The following is a 19,579-nucleotide window of genomic DNA, read 5'->3' as shown; positions in this document are numbered from 1 at the left end:
TAAAGATGCTCCATAAATTATCAAAAAGTTTCATAACACACACTCTTTTTGTTTTCCCTAACAGATAAGAGTATTAATGAACTCTATTACTTAATTTATTTTCGCATTATTGGTTTCCTCAGTATTAAAATTACAAATGAAATTGGATGATTAAACGTCAAAAACCAATTGTTTTTAACAAACTAATTAACAAAATACGTACCATTATCAATTGCAATGATTTAGAGTTTTGTTTTTTAGAGACTAAAAAGGGTGATAGAATTTGTGAAAAGAAAAGATAGTATTCTAAATATACAATTTTTTTGAGTAATATCTTAATTAAACACCATTTAAATCATCGAGTCTTTGATTTCATTTAAAACGCTTAGAATGATTTGACAGCCTTTTTTTATTTCTTTTTTAGATATGGTTAGCGGAGGAGTTACGCGCACAGCAAGGGGTTCAAAAAGTAACCAGAATAGAATAAGACCTTTGTCTTGGCATTTTAAAATGATCTGATTAGTTATTTCTGCTGAAGGAGTTATAAAGGCTAACATTAATCCGAGACCTCTAATTTCTTTAATTAGTGGATGAACTAATAAGGATCTAAATAATTTTTCTTTCTCCAAAGTAGCTGCCATTACGTCACTTTCTGTAATTTCCTGCAATGTTGCCAAAGCGGCAGCTGCTATTACAGGATTACCTCCAAAAGTGGTAATGTGCCCTAGCTTTGGATGATCTTGAAGTTGATTCATCATCTCTGAAGAGGCTGTAAAAGCACCAATAGGGAGACCTCCTCCCATTCCTTTTCCCATAGCAATGATATCAGGAGATATATCATAATTCTGAAAACCAAACAATTTTCCTGTTCTACCAAAACCTGGCTGTATCTCATCAAGGATTAAAAGCGCACCAACCTCTTCACATCGCTTTTTTACTTTTTTTAGATATCCATTTTTAGGTTCAATAAAGCCTGCACCTCCCTGTATTGTTTCTAGTATAATGGCTGCAGTTTTGTGAGTTATTCGATTGATATCTTTTTCTTCGTTAAAAGTGATAAAAGCAATATCGGGAATCAGGGGTCTAAAAGCCTGTTTGCGTTCTTGATATCCCATAACACTCATTGACCCCATGGTATTACCATGATATGCGTTTTTTGTTGAGATAATCTGAGTACGCCCGGTAACTCGTCTAGCCAATTTTAAAGCACCTTCTATGGCTTCTGTACCTGAATTGGTTAAATATGTTTTTTCTAAGGGGTCAGGAAGGTGAGATGCTAAGAGCTTGGAGAGCTCTACGGCAGGTTCTTGTATATACTCACCATACACCATGACATGCAGATATTTGTCTAATTGACCTTTTATTGCATCAATAACTCTAGGGTGTCTATGCCCCAGACTACAAGCAGATACTCCAGCTACAAAATCCAGATATTTTTTTCCGTTGGTTGAATGGATATAAGAACCTTCGGCATATGATATTTCCATTGCCAATGGGTGCGGAGTTGTTTGTGCTTGATATTTGAAAAAATCTTGTTTCAAGAGATTTGTTATGTTATTTAGTGTCTACGTAGAGTTTTAGATATACTACTTTATACTATCTTTTATTTTTTCTTCAGGGTATTGTAATGTAGTAACCGTAATGCTATCTCTTTGTTTGGCAGTACGGGCTAAGTCAGGATCAATATAAGATGTTTTTTTTTGATTCTGTTTTTTCTCCGTTTTGAGATCTTGTTTTATACTTTTTTGAGAAGGAATAGAATCTAACTGCTCATTGGTTTCTTTTAATTCTGCATCCTTAAGTTCTTGTTCTAATAACCGAGATCCTTCTGATTTATTTTCTTCTAAGCGTTTTACGGTTTCTTCATCAAAGAAATCAGCTTCAACTTTTGGTAATGGTAATCCTTTTATTTTTGTTAACTCAGGGAGAGCTTCGCCTCTAAAGAGATCAGCCTTACTATTGATGCGTTCTTCTCCCCGCCAATTAAAACCAGAGAGCTCTCTTGCATTTTCGGGCAAATCAATTTCTCGATACAAAGTGCCATCTACATTTTGATAATAATATACGTCTTCAATCTCTCTATTACTAAGTAATAACCTTATTGAACTAGAAAGCACTTTATTAATCCCAATAAGTTTTAGTTCACCTTCGCTTTCTCTTTGATAAAAAATAGTTTCGGTATTTTTATCAATATCAACCTGATAGATCTCATTGTCTTTAAAGAGACCATAAAGTGTTTGTCCTTTGACTTGATTATATCCTGCCTTAAGCGTATCCTCCTGTGCTAGAAAAGCATTTTGATAAACAATAAGAGAGTCTAGTTTTTCTGTTTCAGTATTCGAAATAATTTTTATAGTATCTCCGGTCATTTGATTTCTTTGTGCCCAAATAATAGGTCTACCAATCATTTTGGTATACCCAGTGGTTTGATCTACATTAATTGAGTCACTTTTTCCACTCATATTACTCTTATAGATTCTTACATCATAAAAACCATTCATTATCCTACGCTCAGGTTTACCAGTAACCATAAGTGTGTCACTATGAATAAAAATAGAATCTTTTTCTTGCAAGGTTGCAGCAAGAGCACGTTTTGTAATAAATACAGAATCTTTATCTTTAAATACTTCGGCATAATGCCCCGTAATTATAGAATTGTTTGCTGTGTCTAATACTTTTATGTTATTTGTGGCAGAAGCAAATTGATTCGCACTATTATAAAAGATACTATCTCCAAAAACTGTTCTTTTATCATAGTCAATTCTTGCATTTTTTATAGCATATCCAGTTTTTACTTTGGTGTCATAAAACCCACGTTCACAATATAACGTACTTTCTTTTCCTTTTACTGTAGAAGGACCATACAAATAGGCATGCCCATCTTCTGTGTAATAATCTAATCTCTCTGAGTCTACTGTGTTTTCTGGATTTACAATTTTCACTTCTGTATTAAATGAATATTGTTTTCTATCCATAAAATAGCGCCCGATTTTACTGGTTAAAGTATTAGAAGAATCTTTTACAGTTCCCCCACTACGATAATATGCCTGTTGCTTTAGCCTGTCAAAAAATAAAGTGTCTGTCCGCAATGTATTCGAGGGAGTCTCCATAAAGACTTCGTCTCTGGCATATGCAAATTGAGTATTACCATTATACTCTGCATACTTACTAGTCATAGTAAGTGTATCTCCTTGTTTTATAGTTACATTACCAAGCGCTTTTACAAATTTATCATCACCATAATGTACAGCTTGATCACACCATATTTCGATCCCTTCGTGCTGCATGTATACTTGTTTGTCGACTTTGGCTAGAATTGTAGCGCCAGGAAATCTATTTTGATCCTTTATTGTACGATCCGATTGAACCTTAATTTGTTTCCCTTCCTGAGCAAGCACAGTTAGTGAATACAAAAGGGTAAATGTTATATAAAAGAATTTGTTTTTCAAGAGTTTCAAATTTGTATGCAAAATAACGAAATTTGTATCTAAAGATTATGGCTTCATTGCTAAAATAAAATCTTAGTTACTTTTCATATAATAACCGTACCTTTTTTCTTGTGTTGCATTTTACTTTTTTGGTACTTATAATCGTGCAAAATCAAATAATTTCTACAATTAGATATTCATGATGAAAAAATAAAATAGATAATGTGTCAATTTTATAGGATCAAAGGGAAAATATGTGTGAAAAAAGCAGATAATGTAAAAATTTCAAAATTTTTAACATTAGATATGCCTAAGCATCAGTAAATTGCAGAAGAAACAACAAAGGGATACGATCAATGCTATGGGGATAGCTTTATCTTAATATTTGAATTTTTCTATAAAAATGGATTCATTTGGATAAGTGTTTTTTGATGCTTGTTAGCAATGATACAGTTTTTTTAAAGGATATAACTTGGTCGTAATACTATTGACAAAAAGATAATAGATGGTTTTGAGAAAAATCTATGGGGTACTATTTTTTTTGTTTTTTTGTGGGGCTGTATTTTCTCAAGAAAAACAGTTACAAAAAGCAAATGAAGCTTTAGAGAGGAAAGCTTATGTAGAAGCAAGAGAAATATGTTTTAAAGTGCTGAAAAAAGGACTTCGATCTGCGGAACTATATGAAACACTTGGTGATACCTATTATTTGAGTGGAGATTTTAAGAGTGCTGCGCAATGGTATAAAGTACTGGTTGGTTTGTTTTCGAAAGAAGTGAAGCCGGAGTATCAAGACAAATATGCTATAAGTCTAGCCAAGGGAGGAGATTTTGATAAAAGTGTTAAATCTAAACCTATTGTAAAGAAAAAAAGCAAAACGGTAAAAGAGGAGAACACTATTAAATTTATTACACTAGAAGGAAAAGTTCTTACTCGATTTGTCGTTGATACCTTGGATATTAACTCTGAAAATTCTGATTATGCCCCTATTTTTTATAAAAATGAATTAATATTTGCTTCTTCGAGAAATCGTAGTGGCTTTTCTACTTTTATTCATGAATGGAATAATCAACCTTTTTTAGATTTATATACTACAGCTAGAGGAAATGATAAGAAAGATATTGAAAGATTGAAGGGAGATATTAATACAAAATTTCATGAATCTTCAGTAACATTTAGTAAGGATAGAAAAACAGTATATTTTACAAGAAATAATTACTCGAACAGAAAATTTAGAAGAAATAAAGACGGAATAGTATTATTAAAAATTTACAGAGCATGTTATGTAGATGGAAAATGGAAGGATATTGAAGAATTGCCTTTTAATAGTAATGAGTATTCTACAGCTCATCCGGCTTTGTCTGAAGATGGGAGGTTCTTGTATTTTGCAAGTGATATGCCTGGTAGTTTGGGGAAATCAGATTTGTTTGCGGTAGAAATTCGTAAAGATGGTAGTTTTGGTAAACCTAAAAATTTGGGTGATGCTATAAATACTTCAGGAAGGGAAACATTTCCTTATATAAGTGATAAAGGAAAATTGTTTTTTGCCAGTGATGGTCACCTAGGGTTAGGAGGTTTGGATATATTTATGGCTACACCTAATCAAGAAGGAGTTATAGAGGTGAAAAATCTAGGAGAGCCGATCAATAGTCCTAAAGATGATTTTACTTTTATTATTAATGAAGAGAGTAATAGGGGATATTTTGCAAGTAATCGTAAAGGGGGTAAAGGAGATGATGATATTTATGGATTTAGGCAAGTGGTATCTTTTCCAAATACCGATGACCACAAATCGAAATCCAAACTGAAATTAGAACGTGTTTTAGAACTTAGACAAGTCAAAGAGGGGATTATTTCATTGTATTAAGGAGTAATTGTTTTATCTAAAAAAATAAAAAAAAGAGTCTGGATTCCAGACTCTTTTTTTAAGGTGTATTCGTTGTTTATCTGTGGATTGTTTGTTTCCTATCTGGTCCAACAGAGACTATTGTTATTGGTGTCTCTAATTCTTTTTCTAAGAAGGATATGTAATCATTTAACTCTTTTGGTAGTTGAGAGGCATCATTCATTTTAGTAAGATCTTCTGACCATCCTTTCATTTCTGTATAGATGGGCGTAACATTTTCGGGCTCTATATTATACGGTAAATGAGTAATTGTCTTTCCTTGGTATTTATAAGCAGTACAAATTTTTAAAGTATTAAAACCACTTAAAACATCACCTTTCATCATCATTAATTTTGTCACCCCATTTACATGTACAGCATATTTTAGAGCTACAAGGTCTAGCCAGCCACATCTTCTTGGTCTACCGGTGGTAGCCCCAAATTCATGACCTACTTTTGCCATTGTCTCTCCATCTTCATCAAATAGCTCGGTAGGAAATGGTCCGCTACCAACTCTGGTAGTGTATGCTTTAAATATACCAAAGACATCTTTAATTTTGTTTGGAGCGATACCCAACCCTGTACATGCACCAGCAGCTGTAGTGTTTGATGAGGTTACAAACGGATATGTTCCAAAATCTATATCTAATAAGGATCCTTGAGCTCCTTCTGCTAGAATTGTTTTTCCTTCTCTGTGAGCTTGATGTAAATATTCTTCACTATCAATAAAAGTAAGTGTCTTTAATACTTTTACAGCTTCAAAAAATTCATTTTCTAGCTCTTCTAGGTTATACTCGATTTTGGCATCATAGAAGTCAATCATTGCTTCGTGCTTATCTGCCAAAGAGCGATAACGTTCTTTCCAATCACTAAGTTCTAAATCTCCAACTCGAATACCGTTTCTTCCGGTTTTATCCATATAAGTAGGACCGATTCCTTTTAGGGTTGAACCTATTTTTGCCTTTCCTTTAGAAGCTTCTGAGGCTGCATCTAATATTCTATGGGTAGGAAGAATTAGATGTGCTTTTCTAGAAATCAATAGTTTGGATTTGTAATCCAAATCAAATTTATTCAGATTATCTAATTCTTTTTTAAAAATAACCGGATCTATTACGACACCATTTCCTACCAAATTAATGGCTTTGTCATGAAAAATACCACTTGGAATTGTGTGTAACACATGTTTGATTCCATCAAACTCCAAAGTATGTCCTGCATTAGGGCCTCCTTGAAATCGTGCAATTATATTATAATCTTTTGTAAGAACGTCTACAATTTTTCCTTTACCTTCGTCTCCCCATTGAAGACCAAGTAATAAGTTTACTGCCATTAGTTATCTTGATTAGATGGTTTTTTTTTAGTTCCGTAGAAATACAAAGAATGATTTGTAATATCTACATCAAAAATTTCCTCGATTGTTTTCTTTATAGATTGAATTCTGGGATCACAAAATTCTAAAACCTCTCCAGAGTCGGTTAGGATTAAGTGATCATGCTGTCTGTCAAAATATGACTTTTCGTATTGAGCTTGGTTTTGACCAAATTGATGTTTCCTGACCAGTTTACACTCTAATAAGAGTTCGATAGTGTTATATAGAGTGGCACGACTAACTCGATAGTTTTTATTTTTCATTTTGATATACAAAGATTCTATATCAAAATGCTCATCACTATCATATATTTCTTGAAGTATAGCGTATCTTTCGGGTGTTTTTCTATGACCATTTTCTTCTAAGAAACTGGTAAACACATTTTTAACGATGTTCTGGTCGTTTTGTGTAGTTGCTTTAGTACTCATACATTTAAAAAAACAAAGTTACATTATTTTTATTAGTGAGACTCCGATTTTGATAACGATTATTTAAACATTCTAAAATTACTAAACTCAAGTTAGTTTTAGAGGTATTCGTGATCTGATAAAATTGAACTTCACTTTTTGTTATAGGGTTGTTCTTACAAGGTAAATTTATTCTAATTTATTCAAATATCATTCTCTTACAACTTTATCGATACCATTTATTTTTGCAAGGTTTTTCATTACAGTTTTTAATGTATTTTTATTTTTAACGCCCACTGTTATCTTACCTGTAAAAACACCATCATTGGTATCAAAATTCATGTTGTATATAGCGAGGTGCATATTGTTTGATATGATTTGAGTTACTTCATTAACTACTCCAATATTATCAATTCCATTAAGTTTGATTACAGCTTTGAATTCTTCTTGGCTAGAATCGATCCATTTAGCAAGAATAATGCGATAGGCATAATTACTTTGTAGTTGTAGGGCATTGGGGCAATTGTTTTTATGCACTTTTATTCCTTCATTTACAGTAATAAAACCAAAAACATCATCACCAGGAATGGGATTACAGCAGTTAGATAATTTGTATTCCAGCTTTTCTGAATCTTTCCCAAAAACAAGTAAATCATATTTAGAAGTGATCTCTTCTTTGTTTACATCCTTGATATTACCTCTTCGAATTCTATTTTTAATAAAATTCATAAAGACATTGCTTCGAGTGGTTGCAAACTCTTTAATCTTTTGGTTGTCAATCGTACCTATTCCAACTCTGTAAAAAAGATCTAAACTGGTTTTTAGTTTAAAATAAAGGACAAGTTCGTTAACAACTTTTTCACTTAATGTTATTTTTTGAGATCGGAGTTTACGTTTCAAAATAACTTTTCCTTCTTCGGCAATTTGTTTTTTTTCATCGCGTAGAGCAGATTTGATTTTTGATCGGGCTCTGGCGGTGGTTGCATAATCTAACCAGCTAGAAGAAGGTTTTGATTTGGTTGATGTAATAATCTCAACCTGATCTCCATTTTTAAGTTCGTGACTTAACGGTACTAACTTTCCATTTACCCTTGCCCCACGAGTTCGTAGTCCAACTTCTGTATGCACACTAAAACCAAAATCCAAAGCAGTAGCTCCTTTTGGGAGTGATTTTAAATCTCCTTCGGGTGTAAAAACAAATATTTCCTTTGCATAAAGGTTAAGCTTGAACTCTTCAACAAAATCAACAGCGTTTGCTTCTGAGTTTTCCAAGGCTTCCTGAAGCCTGTTCAACCACCCGTCTAAGCCTTGATCTTGTTTCTCTTCTGTATTCTTGTATTTGTAATGGGCAGCGTATCCTTTTTCTGCAATTTCATGCATACGCTCACTTCGAATTTGTACTTCTACCCATTTGCTGTCTGGTCCGATAACTGTGATATGTAAGGCTTCATAACCTGTAGATTTAGGTTGAGAAATCCAATCTCTTAATCTTATGGGGTTAGGACGGTAATAATCAGTAACTACCGTATAGATTTTCCAGGCTATAAATTTTTCATTTTCTATATCTGATTTGTATATGATTCTAATAGCAAACTTATCATAAACCTCGTCAAACGAGATATTCTGTTTAATCATTTTCCTGCGAATAGAGAAAATAGATTTAGGTCTGCCCTTTATTTGGTAGTTTAATCCTTCTCTGTCGAGTCCTTCTCTTATACGATCAGAAAACTTTTTGATATACTCATCTTGTTCTTCTTTGCTTTCTTTTATTTTTTCCAGAATATCTTTGTATACTTCAGTTTCAGTATACTTTAAGCCTAAATCTTCTAGTTCAGTTTTAATGTTATACAAACCGATGCGGTGAGCAAGAGGAGCGTATATGTATAAAGTTTCAGAGGCAATTTTTACTTGCTTATCTGGTCGCATAGCATCCATTGTTTGCATATTATGCAAGCGATCTGCAATCTTAATGATAATAACCCTTACATCATCATTAAGGGTAAGTAGCATTTTTCTAAAGTTCTCAGCTTGTAATGAGATGTCCTTATCCTTTTTTAATGAAGATATTTTGGTAAGACCATCTACAATACGAGCTACTGTTTCACCAAACATTTGCTCAATATCTACAAGAGTATATTCTGTGTCTTCAACAACATCATGAAGTAAAGCTGCCGCAATTGAAGTTGCATCCAAGCCTATTTCGCTAGCTACGATTTTTGCCACAGCTATGGGATGAAAAATATAGGCTTCACCACTCTTACGGCGTTGATCCTTATGCGCATCAACGGCAATATCGAATGCTTGTCGTATTAGTGTCTTGTCTTCTTTGGTAAGATCTCTATAACTAATACGAAGCAATTCTTTGTATTGCTTAGCAATTTGTTTGTTCTCTTCTTCTATAGCAGCTTCGGTCATAACATAAAGTTTTTTAAGAAAGCCCTATTAAGTATCGTGTGTGATATTCCCTTGTTGATAATAGATAGCAAAAATTATATTTTAGATTAATGACACAAATTTTAAATTTTGGTCATCAGTATTTAAAAATACAATTAAGAAATGTAACCACCAAGTACTTAAGTAGCGGATTTATTTTCTAAGATTTTTTATTCTTTGCAAAAGAGTAGGGTGTGAGTAATGTATAAATACCATAGCAGGATGAGGTGTAAGATTACTAAGATTGTTTTTTGAGAGTTTTTTTAGACTGTTGATTAATGCTTCATTATTATATGTGTTTTTTGCATAGTTATCTGCTTGATACTCGAAGGCTCTAGATACAATGTTCATTATGAGACCTGTAATTTCTGAAATAGGGCTGTATAAAATTCCGAAAGCTATAAGTCCAATATGAAATGAAGGGGTTTTTACTGCGAGTGCTTCAGAAAGTAACGGGTTAGCTATAAAAAGTGATAAAAACCATAATGTTAATCCTGTAAGTACAATTGATAATGCTAAATTGATGATCACATGTCTTTTTTTATAATGACCCACTTCATGAGCGAGTACAGCTACAATTTCTTCTTTATCTAGATCTTTGATCAAAGTGTCATATAGTGTTATCCTCTTTTCACTACCAAAACCAGAAAAGTAGGCGTTTGCTTTGGTACTTCTTTTAGAACCATCTATTACAAATATATCTTTTAGTCGAAACCCTACTTTTTTAGAATAAGCTTCAATAGTATCTCTTAGTTCTCCAGACTCCAAAGGTGTTTGCTTATTAAAAATAGGAACAATAAGTTTTGCATAAAACATATTCATACTTAAAGTAAAGATAGAAACTAATACCCACGCATAAACCCAAAATGAATTGCCCGTGATTTGGTAAAACCATATAATGAGAGCTAAAAGTCCTCCTCCAACAATAATCATCATTATTATGCTTTTTATCTTGTCAATAAAAAAAGTTCTGATACTCATCTTATTGAATCCAAACTTTTCTTCAATGGTGAAAATTTTGTAGTAGGCAGCAGGAGTCGAAAGAATATCACTACTAATCATAATTATACCAAAAAATAGAAGCCCAACAATAATTGAGTTATCAGAGAAACTTCGAGCAATATTGTCAACCCAAGCAAAGCCATCTAAAAAGAAAAATAATAACATTATGGCTAGAGATATGATTGAAGAAACGAGTTTAAACTTATAATTGGCCATCTTATAAGCGATAGATTTTTGGTATTCTTCCTCAGGATATACGTTTGCTAATTCTTCTGGGATTTGATTGTTATAATGTCTTGCATTTAGAAAATCTAATAATGAATCTATCAGAAATACAATAACAATAATTAGGATTAATAGGTAAAACAGAGCATTTGGGGTCATCGATTTATAGCAATTAGTAGTTCAAACACTTGGGGACAAGTACGAAATTGTAAGGTAGCAATTTTAAATTTATTATTATGACAATTTGTTTAATCTTTTAGTAAGTAAAATTTCTTTGGCGCTTGGCTTCAAAAATAAGAATTCCTGCAGCTACAGAAACATTCATAGAATCTATCACGCCAGACATGGGTATTTTGATATTCTGGGTGGTATTTTCTATAAAAGAAGAACTTAATCCGGTAGCTTCTGTGCCAACAACAATTGCAGTAGGTTTAGTATAATCCAAGGTATGGTAATCTACAGATGCTTGCAATGCGGCTCCATAGATATTTACTTCTTGCTTTTTTAAAAAATCTATAATGTCTAAAGAAGAACCAGTGGCTATATTATTGGTAAATATGCAACCGACGCTAGATCTTATAATATTTGGGTTATATAAATCTGTTTTTGGTTCAGAAATTAGAACAGCATCAAGTTGTGCAGCATCAGCAGTTCTAAGGATTGCACCTATGTTACCAGGTTTTTCTGGAGCTTCTGCAATAAGAATTAAGGGGTTTTTAGAAGGTAATACAAAATTTGTTATATCTGTATTCTTCGAAATAACTAAAGCTATTATCCCTTCAGTTGTGCTTCTATAGGCTAGTTTCCGATAGATTTCAGATGTAATCTCAAACAGCTCAATACTATTTCTAAAAGAAGAAATAAGAGTTAAAACCTCTTCATATTTTAGTATAGACGAGCAATAGTAAATCTGTGTTATGGTATATCCCCCTTGTATTGCTAAAGTGATTTCACGTTTACCTTCTATAATAAAACGTTGTTCTTTTTTACGAACTCTCGATTTCTCTTTAAGTTGATAAAGAAATTTTACCTTGTCATTCTGAAGACTTTTTATGTGATTTTGCATAAATGCAAATATAGTAATAGAGAAGAAAGAAAAATGTATTCTTTTTTATGAATTTAAAGAAGGGAAATCTTGTATGTAACCCTCTATTTCTTCTAGGATTTTATCAAAAGATTTATTGAGTACCTGAAAGTGATTAGATATGATTTCAAACGCTACCTTTTCGTTTGATAGCTGTTCAATTTTTTGGAGAATGGCGGTTTCATTCTGTAACCCCATTGTTTTAAAACTAGATTTTAATTTGTGAGCAGTTTCTTTTGCGGCTTGAGGATTTTTTTCTTCAATTGCTAATTTTAATTTTTGATAATCTTTAGGGGTTTCATTAAGAAATATTTGTAGTACACTTTGAATAATTTCTGCATCATTACCAAAGGTTTTTTCTAAAAATGATAAATCGCAGAATTTTTGAGTTTTTGAAGTAGGAGGTTTATTTTTTACTTCGTTATTTTCTGGTGTAGAGATAATGCCTTCGAGCGCATTTGATTGTATACTCAAAAGTATTTCTTCTAATGCTTGCTCGCTTAGAGGTTTGGTAAGATAAAAGTTCATCCCTGATTCTATAGCTTTCTTTTTTGATTCCGGAAAAACATCTGCAGAACAAGCTACTATAGGAATCTGATTGATTTTTTGGTTATTGGATTTTCTTATGATCTCTGTAGTTTCAGGACCATCCATAACAGGCATGTGCATATCCATAAGTATAAGGTCATAAGTAAAATCTTCAAGTTTTTCGATTGCAATCTTTCCATTATCTGCTATATGGGCATCAATGTTCCAATTTGTAAATAGTTGTCTAATAAAAAACTGATTCATTTTGTTGTCTTCAACCACTAATACTCTCATTCCAGATAGAATAGGGTTAACTCCTGAAGCAGGAATATCTTTTTTGGTTTCTTTAGGGATTTTATAATTACTCTTTTTGTATGTTATAGAGAAATTAAAAGTAGATCCAACTTCAGGTTTACTTTTGGCGTTAAATTTTCCTCCTTGGAGCTCGATAAGTTGTTTGGATATCGAAAGCCCAAGTCCCGTTCCTTCTATTTTATTTTTTCCTGGCTTATGTACTTGATAGAAGCTTTCAAAAATATTATTTAATTTGTTTTGTGGTATTCCTACGCCCGTATCTATTACAGAAAAGTTGATAGTAATATCTTCAGAGCTCATTTTTTCTGTTTTTAATACTATTTTTATTTCCCCAGTTTGAGTAAATTTTATAGCGTTACCTAATAAATTGATTAAAATTTGATTTAATCTAAGTTGATCTCCAATTATAAATTTTGGAACCGAAGGATCGATAAGCATCGTATACTTTAGGCCTTTTTCGTCAGCTTTTATTCTAAAACCACGAGAAATATTGGTGATGAGTTCATGAAGATTAAAATTAGCATTGTGTAATGTGAGTTTGCCTGCTTCTATTTTTGAAAAATCAAGAATATCATTTATTAATATAAGGAGGTTTTCTGCAGAGAATTGAATACCATCCAGGTTCTTTTTGTCTATTTTGGGAGTTTCAAAACTACTTTTTTGTAAAATACCAGTAAGTCCAAGAATAACATTTAGTGGAGTTCTGATCTCGTGACTCATGTTAGATAAAAAAACGGATTTAGCCTTTGCAGATTTCTCTGCAATTACTTTTGCTTCTCTTATTTCATTATCAATAATTCGTCTGTTGGTAATATCTCTGAAAAAACCATTAAAAAGATAATCATCTTTAGTTTCAATAGCAATAACGGTAAGTTCGATAAACACTACGGAGCCATCTAGTCTTTTTACATGGGTTTCTACTCTTTTGTTAATAAGCTCATCTTTTCCGAATTGAATATAATTCTTAAAACTTCTTTTTAATTCTTGCCTAAGTTTATATGGGACTAAAGGGTAGATGCTATTGCCAATTGTTTTTTCCCTTTTTAATTCCAATATATTTTCTGCTTGCTTGTTCCAGTTTAATACTGTTCCCTCGCTATTCACTAGAACAACACCATCCATCGCTGTTTCTAAAATAGTAGTTTTTAAATGCTCACTGTATTTTAATTCTTCTTCAACTTTTTTTCTTTCTATAATTTCTTTGGTTAATCTTTCGTTTATTTCCTCTAAGCTATAGAGTTGTTTTTGTAACATTTTGTGCATTTGCTGCTTACTTGGGAAGTTAATCAAGTCTTTAGCAAGAATTTCTTCGGGTATAACATTTAAGGTTGCAGTAAAAGAATCCAGCAAATTATAGGATTGAAAATGCTTTTTGTAGATGAGCAAATAGATGTTGGTAATTGCATTTATGCCCAAACTATTTTTTATTCTAAGAAAAATCTGGTTAGAAAACTCTAACAGGTTTTTTCTTTCTTTGATTACATCGATAGTTAAAAAATCATAGGGCGTGTTTAGATATTTTGTGATCTCCATAATTCTTGGGTCATTATAACTACCTATGAGTTCTGATGATTTTTCCATGACCTTAGAAAGAAAAACTTTACAAAGTATTAATTCTTGCTCCTTAAGAGGGTCAAATATTAATTTGAAGGATTTGTACTTAAGAAGAGAAGGGAACTTACTGGTTACTTTGTCGCGTATAAATTGTTTTCCAGGTCGCCTTAAAATATTTTTTTCGGTAATAAACTCTTCTAGAAATAAATATAATTCTGGAAGGATTTCAATTTGTCTTTCAAAAGACAGGCTTTTGAAAGCTTTTATTTTTGATTTAAGGTGTGAAGCATTTGCGGGTATATCAATTTCTTTCCAAAGAAAATCAATTAGATCCGTGATTACTTGCTCTTCCTGGTTCTTTGGAAGATCAGCTTTTTTGGGGCGTGTTATTTTTTGGAACCAATTTTTGAACATTCAGATTCATATTTTACTAGCTTTGTATATTTTGTAAAAACCTAGTGCTGATAAACCCCATGTAAGGATTAGTGCGATAAACCATATATAATTACCAATTGTATCTCCAAAAATGTTTTTAAAAATATTATAATCAAAAATATGGGCTATTTGCATATGAAGGTGTCCTAATGCCATAACAACAAAACCCCAGGCGAGTAATGTCATTCCTGATCCAAATTTTCCACCTCTTAGCCTGGTGGCGGTAAGAAAACTAAATGTAAGGGCAATGGCTAGAAAAGGCATTTCTAAGAGACCGAATATTTGTTCTGCTCCTAAATTACTATTAGAATGCGTGCTGTGATCCTGAGCTACTATCTCTTGACTTATGGGAAATAAAAACAAAGCACTTAAAAAAATATTTTTTTTCATTGTTATCCAGTTTGTTTAAATGTAATGAAAAAATACTAATTCCTGAGCTTTTTTATGGATAAAATGCTGTTTTTGTCGATGAAATGCGTATTTGGTTAGGTTTTAAACATAAAAAACCCGCTTAATAGCGGGCTTTTTTATAAGTGAGATCCTGTATTATATTACTAAAAGATTTACTTTACTTTTTCTACAATTGCTTGAAAAGCTTCTGGGTTGTTCATCGCTAAATCGGCAAGAACCTTACGGTTTAACTCGATATTGTTAGCTTTTACTTTTCCCATAAATTGTGAATAAGACATACCGTGTAAACGAGCACCAGCATTAATACGGGTGATCCATAAAGCACGGAAAGTTCTCTTTTTGTTTCTGCGATCTCTATAAGCATATGACATTGCTTTATCAACCGCATTTTTTGCTACTGTCCAAACGTTTTTACGACGTCCGAAATAACCTTTTGCTTGCTTAAGAACTTTTTTTCTTCTAGCTCTCTTTGCAACAGAATTTACTGATCTTGGCATAATTTAAATTTTTTAGTAGTAGGCGGTCAATAATTGACTCTTTGTGTATTTATGATTTGTATATCTACTTTAAGTAAATTTTTCTTAAAACATAAAAGCCTAACTCCTGGGTTTATAATAATTTTAACCTGATTAAAAAGGTACTACTTTAAACGTAATTGCTCTTTAATACTATTTTCATCGCTTTTGTGCACTAATGTTGAGTGCGTTAAAGCTAGCTTTCGCTTTTTAGACTTTTTTGTCAAAATGTGACTCTTAAAAGCGTGCTTTCTTTTTAATTTACCAGTCCCCGTAAGCTTAAAACGCTTTTTTGCACTGGATTTTGTTTTCATTTTAGGCATTGTATCCTTGTTTTAATAATCTCACTTATTATTTTAGTTATTTCTATGTATAAGAAATAATCTCTATTTTTTTGGAGCGATAAACATAATCATTCGTTTACCTTCTAATTTTGGCATTTGCTCTACTTTGCCATACTCCTCAAGTTCTTGTGCAAGCCTAAGTAGTAAAATCTGACCTTGATCTTTGTATATTATAGAACGCCCTTTGAAAAAAACGTAAGCCTTTAGTTTGGCTCCTTCACTCAAAAACTTAATAGCATGCTTTTTCTTGAATTCATAATCATGCTCATCGGTATTAGGTCCAAATCTAATTTCTTTAATAACAACTTTGGTAGCCTTCGATTTTAAGGCTTTGTCTCTTTTCTTCTGTTCATAAAGGAATTTTTTATAGTCCATTATTTTACAAACAGGAGGCACTGCTTTAGGCGAAATTTCTACAAGGTCGAGTTCTTGCTCTTCAGCAAGCTGTAGTGCTTTTTTTGTCGGGTAAACGCCAACTTCTATATTGTCACCTACAAGACGTACTTCATCAACACGGATCTTGTGATTGATTCTGTGCGCGTCTTCTTTGATTACTCTCAGTGGTTTTTGAGATCTTCTTCTTCTTATTGCTATGACTTCAAAATTTAAATTAAACTTAATTTTATTGTTATCCGTTAAACGGTTTTAGTGTTCTATTTATTTCTTCTTTTACTATTTTGGTAAATGCTTCTACTGATATTGTACCTAAATCTTCACCGCCATGTTTACGAACAGAAATAGTATTGTCTTTTTCTTCTTGCTCCCCTAAGATAATAATATAAGGGAACTTATTCATTTCAGCCTCTCTAATTTTTTTACCTATAGTCTCATTTCTATGATCCGAGAGGGCGCGAATTTCGTCATTTTCTAACAAATTTAAAACTTTTTCCGCGTATTTTTCATATTTCTCACTGATAGAGAGTACAATGGCTTGTTCTGGCATAAGCCATAAAGGGAAATTACCTCCGGTATGTTCTAGTAAAATAGCGATAAACCTCTCCATACTGCCAAAAGGAGCCCTATGTATCATTACTGGTCTGTGTAATTCATTATCACTGCCTTTGTAGGTAAGGTCAAAACGCTCAGGAAGATTATAATCTACCTGAATAGTTCCTAATTGCCAACTTCTACCTAAAGCATCTTTTACCATAAAATCTAATTTAGGCCCGTAGAATGCAGCTTCTCCAGTTTCAACAACATAATCTAGTCCTTTGTCCTTAGCAGCATTAATAATTGCATTTTCGGCTTTTTCCCAATTCTTAACCTCTCCAATATATTTATTAGGATTGTCAGGGTCTCTTAAAGATACCTGGGCTGTGAAGTTTTCAAAGCCTAAAGAATTAAATACATACAAAACTAGATCAATAACCTTTTTAAATTCTTCATCTAATTGGTCTGGTGTGCAAAAAATATGTGCATCATCTTGAGTAAAGCCTCTAACACGGGTCAAGCCATGAAGCTCACCACTTTGTTCATATCTGTAAACCGTACCAAACTCTGCGTATCGTTTTGGTAAGTCTCGATATGACCATGGTTCACTATTGTATATTTCGCAATGATGAGGACAATTCATAGGCTTTAATAAGAATTCTTCACCATCAGCCGGAGTATTGATAGGTTGAAAACTGTCTTCTCCATATTTGGCATAATGACCAGAAGTAACATAAAGTTCTTTTTGTCCTATGTGTGGTGTAACCACCATTTCATAACCTGCTTTTTTCTGTGCCTTTTTTAAGAATTGTTCTAAGCGATCTCGTAAAGCTGCACCTTTAGGAAGCCATAAAGGTAACCCTTGGCCTACTCTTTGAGAAAAAGTAAAAAGTTGGAGTTCTTTTCCTAATTTTCTATGGTCTCGTTTTTTTGCTTCTTCAAGTAAAGCTAGATATTCTTTTAATTCTTTTTGCTTAGGGAAAGAAGTTCCATAAACACGTGTTAACTGTTTGTTGTTTTCATCACCTCGCCAATAGGCACCTGCAACACTCATTATTTTTACTGCTTTAATAAGTCCAGTGTTAGGGATGTGTCCCCCTCGACATAAATCAGTAAAGGTGTCATGGTCACAAAATGTTATAGTACCATCTTCAAGGTTTTCAATTAATTCAACCTTGTAAGTATTGCCCTCTTCTTTGTATTTTGCTAAAGCATCAGCTTTAGAAACTGACCTCATTTTAAAATCATGTTTTCCTCTTGCGATTTCAAGCATTTTATCTTCAATGGTTTTGAAATCTTTTTCAGAAATTGTTTGCTCTCCAAGGTCTACATCATAATAAAACCCATTGTCTATAGCAGGGCCAATAGATAGTTTGATGCCTGGGTATAACTCTTCAAGAGCTTGTGCTAAGACATGAGAGGTGGAGTGTCTAAAGGCAGTCTTACCCTCATCATCTCTCCATGTAAACAAAACAAGATTGCCGTCGGTGGTTAATTCGGTTGTGGTCTCAATAGTAGTTCCGTTAAATTTTGCAGAAATCACATTTCTGGCAAAACCTTCACTAATATCTTTTGCGACATCCATAGCGGTAATACCGCTATTGTATTCTCTAACCGAACCATCTGGTAACGTAATCTTGATCATTTTTTTCTAAATTAAGGGGCAAAGATAATACGATAATAAACCTCATACAATAGTAGATGCTATATTTAATTTATTAATTGATAAAAAACAGCTAACAGAGATGAAGTAGGATAGAGGTGTTAGGGTTGATGTATTTTAATGAAATAGTAATTGTTTATACCGTATTACTGATAAGGGTCATACTTCTATCAGTAAATCTGTAGTTGTTTGTATCTATAAAGGTTAAAAAGTATAAAGAGGTATAAAGCATTTTGCTTATGGCGTGCCCCTCTGGGTCGGGCTATCTGTTACAATTCCTCGCACTTCGTATCCTCAGGCTGCGGGATTTTCACTACTATCCCTCACGCTTTTTTTTAGATACCTATTTATATAATAGTTTTTACTTAAGCCTTCTTTAGTAGTGTAGCTTTGTGATTTTTATAGTTATGTATAAACAATTTGTGGAGTATCTAGGGGATAGGTGAGACTGTGTTTAGTGTAAATTTCCCCTTTGCATATTCTGATATTTATAAAAATAAGGGTTGTAAAGTGTGTATTTTCAGCGCATTGTTATTTTAATGTAAAAAAACTGTAAAAAAGATATTGTGTATGTAGTAAAGAGTTGTATGTTTGCACCCGCAAAACGGGCTATTGTTTTGCTTTGTTCATTGAGGATATTTATTGCTAAAAGAGTTTGATATTTTTTTAAAATATTTATAAAAAAAAGTTCTTGTCAGAATAAAAAAAGGTTGTAGGTTTGCAGCCGCAAAACGGTTTACGGTTTTGGTAAGTTCATAGACAAGATTTGTTTTAAAAGAGATTAAAAAAAAACTTTAAAATAAATTAAAAAAAAGCTTTGCAGAATCAAAAAGGGTTGTATATTTGCACCCGCTTTAAGAAACAAGTAAAGTTCATTATAAATAATTATACAGGAGTAGGGTGTTAGAGGTAACATTTATAAGGTTCGATTCCTTATTAATTGACAAAACGACTGGCGAAGAAGATCGCTTCAGGAGTTAAAAAAGTTCATAGACATATTGATTGACAGCGCGTATTAGACTAGAGATAGTTTATACGAATAATAAGAACTAGAAACATCAAAGAGATACGATTA

At 32.6% G+C, this 19,579-nt stretch carries 14 protein-coding genes; 1 reads left to right on the top strand and 13 read right to left on the bottom strand.

Going from position 1 to position 19,579, the window contains the following annotated elements; all coding sequences use genetic code 11:
* Positions 1-329: 329 nt before the first annotated feature.
* Together C1X07_RS14030 and C1X07_RS14025 are read right to left on the bottom strand one after the other, a co-directional pair.
* Positions 330-1,520 carry an aspartate aminotransferase family protein gene (locus C1X07_RS14030; protein ID WP_103070665.1) on the bottom strand — a complete coding sequence of 397 codons (1,191 nt, stop codon included), beginning with the start codon at positions 1,518-1,520 and terminating at the stop codon, positions 330-332.
* Between the two features lie 45 nt (positions 1,521-1,565).
* Entirely contained in the window at positions 1,566-3,392 is a 1,827-nt protein-coding gene (locus C1X07_RS14025; protein WP_103070894.1) for an OstA-like protein, read from the bottom strand.
* Positions 3,393-3,912: 520 nt separating this feature from the next.
* Here C1X07_RS14025 and C1X07_RS14020 point away from each other — a divergent pair.
* On the top strand, positions 3,913-5,271 hold the full coding sequence (locus C1X07_RS14020) for a PD40 domain-containing protein (protein WP_103070664.1): 1,359 nt from the start codon (positions 3,913-3,915) through the stop codon (positions 5,269-5,271).
* A gap of 76 nt (positions 5,272-5,347) precedes the next feature.
* On the opposite strand, the gene C1X07_RS14015 is transcribed toward C1X07_RS14020, so the two are convergent.
* The 11 genes from C1X07_RS14015 to thrS all read right to left on the bottom strand — a co-directional run bounded on the left by C1X07_RS14015 (position 5,348) and on the right by thrS (position 18,486).
* A complete protein-coding gene (locus tag C1X07_RS14015) occupies positions 5,348-6,619 on the bottom strand; it encodes an adenylosuccinate synthase (protein ID WP_103070663.1) in 1,272 nt (423 codons plus the stop codon).
* Complete coding sequence (locus C1X07_RS14010; protein WP_103070662.1) at positions 6,619-7,086, bottom strand: Fur family transcriptional regulator; 468 nt, start codon at positions 7,084-7,086, stop codon at positions 6,619-6,621. The genes C1X07_RS14015 and C1X07_RS14010 overlap by 1 nt, the downstream gene beginning before the upstream one ends.
* Before the next feature lie 189 nt (positions 7,087-7,275).
* A complete protein-coding gene (locus tag C1X07_RS14005) occupies positions 7,276-9,480 on the bottom strand; it encodes a RelA/SpoT family protein (protein ID WP_103070661.1) in 2,205 nt (734 codons plus the stop codon).
* Positions 9,481-9,651: 171 nt separating this feature from the next.
* A complete protein-coding gene (locus tag C1X07_RS14000) occupies positions 9,652-10,884 on the bottom strand; it encodes a M48 family metallopeptidase (RefSeq protein WP_103070660.1) in 1,233 nt (410 codons plus the stop codon).
* A 97-nt stretch (positions 10,885-10,981) separates the two neighbouring features.
* The gene (locus C1X07_RS13995) at positions 10,982-11,791 is read right to left on the bottom strand and encodes a TrmH family RNA methyltransferase (protein ID WP_103070659.1); all 810 of its coding nucleotides are present in this window, start codon (positions 11,789-11,791) and stop codon (positions 10,982-10,984) included.
* A gap of 45 nt (positions 11,792-11,836) precedes the next feature.
* The gene (locus tag C1X07_RS13990; RefSeq protein ID WP_103070658.1) at positions 11,837-14,620 is read right to left on the bottom strand and encodes a PAS domain-containing hybrid sensor histidine kinase/response regulator; all 2,784 of its coding nucleotides are present in this window, start codon (positions 14,618-14,620) and stop codon (positions 11,837-11,839) included.
* A 6-nt stretch (positions 14,621-14,626) separates the two neighbouring features.
* Positions 14,627-15,031 carry a hypothetical protein gene (locus C1X07_RS13985; RefSeq protein WP_103070657.1) on the bottom strand — a complete coding sequence of 135 codons (405 nt, stop codon included), beginning with the start codon at positions 15,029-15,031 and terminating at the stop codon, positions 14,627-14,629.
* Between the two features lie 173 nt (positions 15,032-15,204).
* A complete protein-coding gene (gene rplT, locus C1X07_RS13980; RefSeq protein WP_103070656.1) occupies positions 15,205-15,549 on the bottom strand; it encodes a 50S ribosomal protein L20 in 345 nt (114 codons plus the stop codon).
* Positions 15,550-15,692: 143 nt separating this feature from the next.
* The gene (gene rpmI, locus C1X07_RS13975; protein WP_025743024.1) at positions 15,693-15,890 is read right to left on the bottom strand and encodes a 50S ribosomal protein L35; all 198 of its coding nucleotides are present in this window, start codon (positions 15,888-15,890) and stop codon (positions 15,693-15,695) included.
* Between the two features lie 63 nt (positions 15,891-15,953).
* Complete coding sequence (gene infC, locus C1X07_RS13970; RefSeq protein ID WP_241507268.1) at positions 15,954-16,472, bottom strand: translation initiation factor IF-3; 519 nt, start codon at positions 16,470-16,472, stop codon at positions 15,954-15,956.
* 67 nt (positions 16,473-16,539) lie between these two features.
* A complete protein-coding gene (gene thrS, locus C1X07_RS13965; protein ID WP_103070654.1) occupies positions 16,540-18,486 on the bottom strand; it encodes a threonine--tRNA ligase in 1,947 nt (648 codons plus the stop codon).
* Between the last annotated feature and the right edge of the window lie 1,093 nt (positions 18,487-19,579).

Origin of the sequence: Aquimarina sediminis (assembly GCF_002895435.1) — a bacterium.
GTDB lineage: Bacteria > Bacteroidota > Bacteroidia > Flavobacteriales > Flavobacteriaceae > Aquimarina > Aquimarina sediminis.
The sequence above is the reverse complement of the archived record's forward strand: the minus strand, read 5'-3'. Positions and strand labels throughout refer to the sequence as shown.

Excerpts from the sequence above, each read along its gene's own strand:
- C1X07_RS14020 (WP_103070664.1), top strand. The coding sequence starts at position 3,913 with ATGGTTTTGAGAAAAATCTATGGGGTACTATTTTTTTTGTTTTTTTGT.
- C1X07_RS13995 (WP_103070659.1), bottom strand. The coding sequence starts at position 11,791 with ATGCAAAATCACATAAAAAGTCTTCAGAATGACAAGGTAAAATTTCTT.
- rplT (WP_103070656.1), bottom strand. The coding sequence starts at position 15,549 with ATGCCAAGATCAGTAAATTCTGTTGCAAAGAGAGCTAGAAGAAAAAAA.
- C1X07_RS14015 (WP_103070663.1), bottom strand. The coding sequence starts at position 6,619 with ATGGCAGTAAACTTATTACTTGGTCTTCAATGGGGAGACGAAGGTAAA.
- C1X07_RS14010 (WP_103070662.1), bottom strand. The coding sequence starts at position 7,086 with ATGAGTACTAAAGCAACTACACAAAACGACCAGAACATCGTTAAAAAT.
- rpmI (WP_025743024.1), bottom strand. The coding sequence starts at position 15,890 with ATGCCTAAAATGAAAACAAAATCCAGTGCAAAAAAGCGTTTTAAGCTT.
- C1X07_RS13985 (WP_103070657.1), bottom strand. The coding sequence starts at position 15,031 with ATGAAAAAAAATATTTTTTTAAGTGCTTTGTTTTTATTTCCCATAAGT.
- C1X07_RS13990 (WP_103070658.1), bottom strand. The coding sequence starts at position 14,620 with ATGTTCAAAAATTGGTTCCAAAAAATAACACGCCCCAAAAAAGCTGAT.
- C1X07_RS14000 (WP_103070660.1), bottom strand. The coding sequence starts at position 10,884 with ATGACCCCAAATGCTCTGTTTTACCTATTAATCCTAATTATTGTTATT.
- thrS (WP_103070654.1), bottom strand. The coding sequence starts at position 18,486 with ATGATCAAGATTACGTTACCAGATGGTTCGGTTAGAGAATACAATAGC.
- C1X07_RS14005 (WP_103070661.1), bottom strand. The coding sequence starts at position 9,480 with ATGACCGAAGCTGCTATAGAAGAAGAGAACAAACAAATTGCTAAGCAA.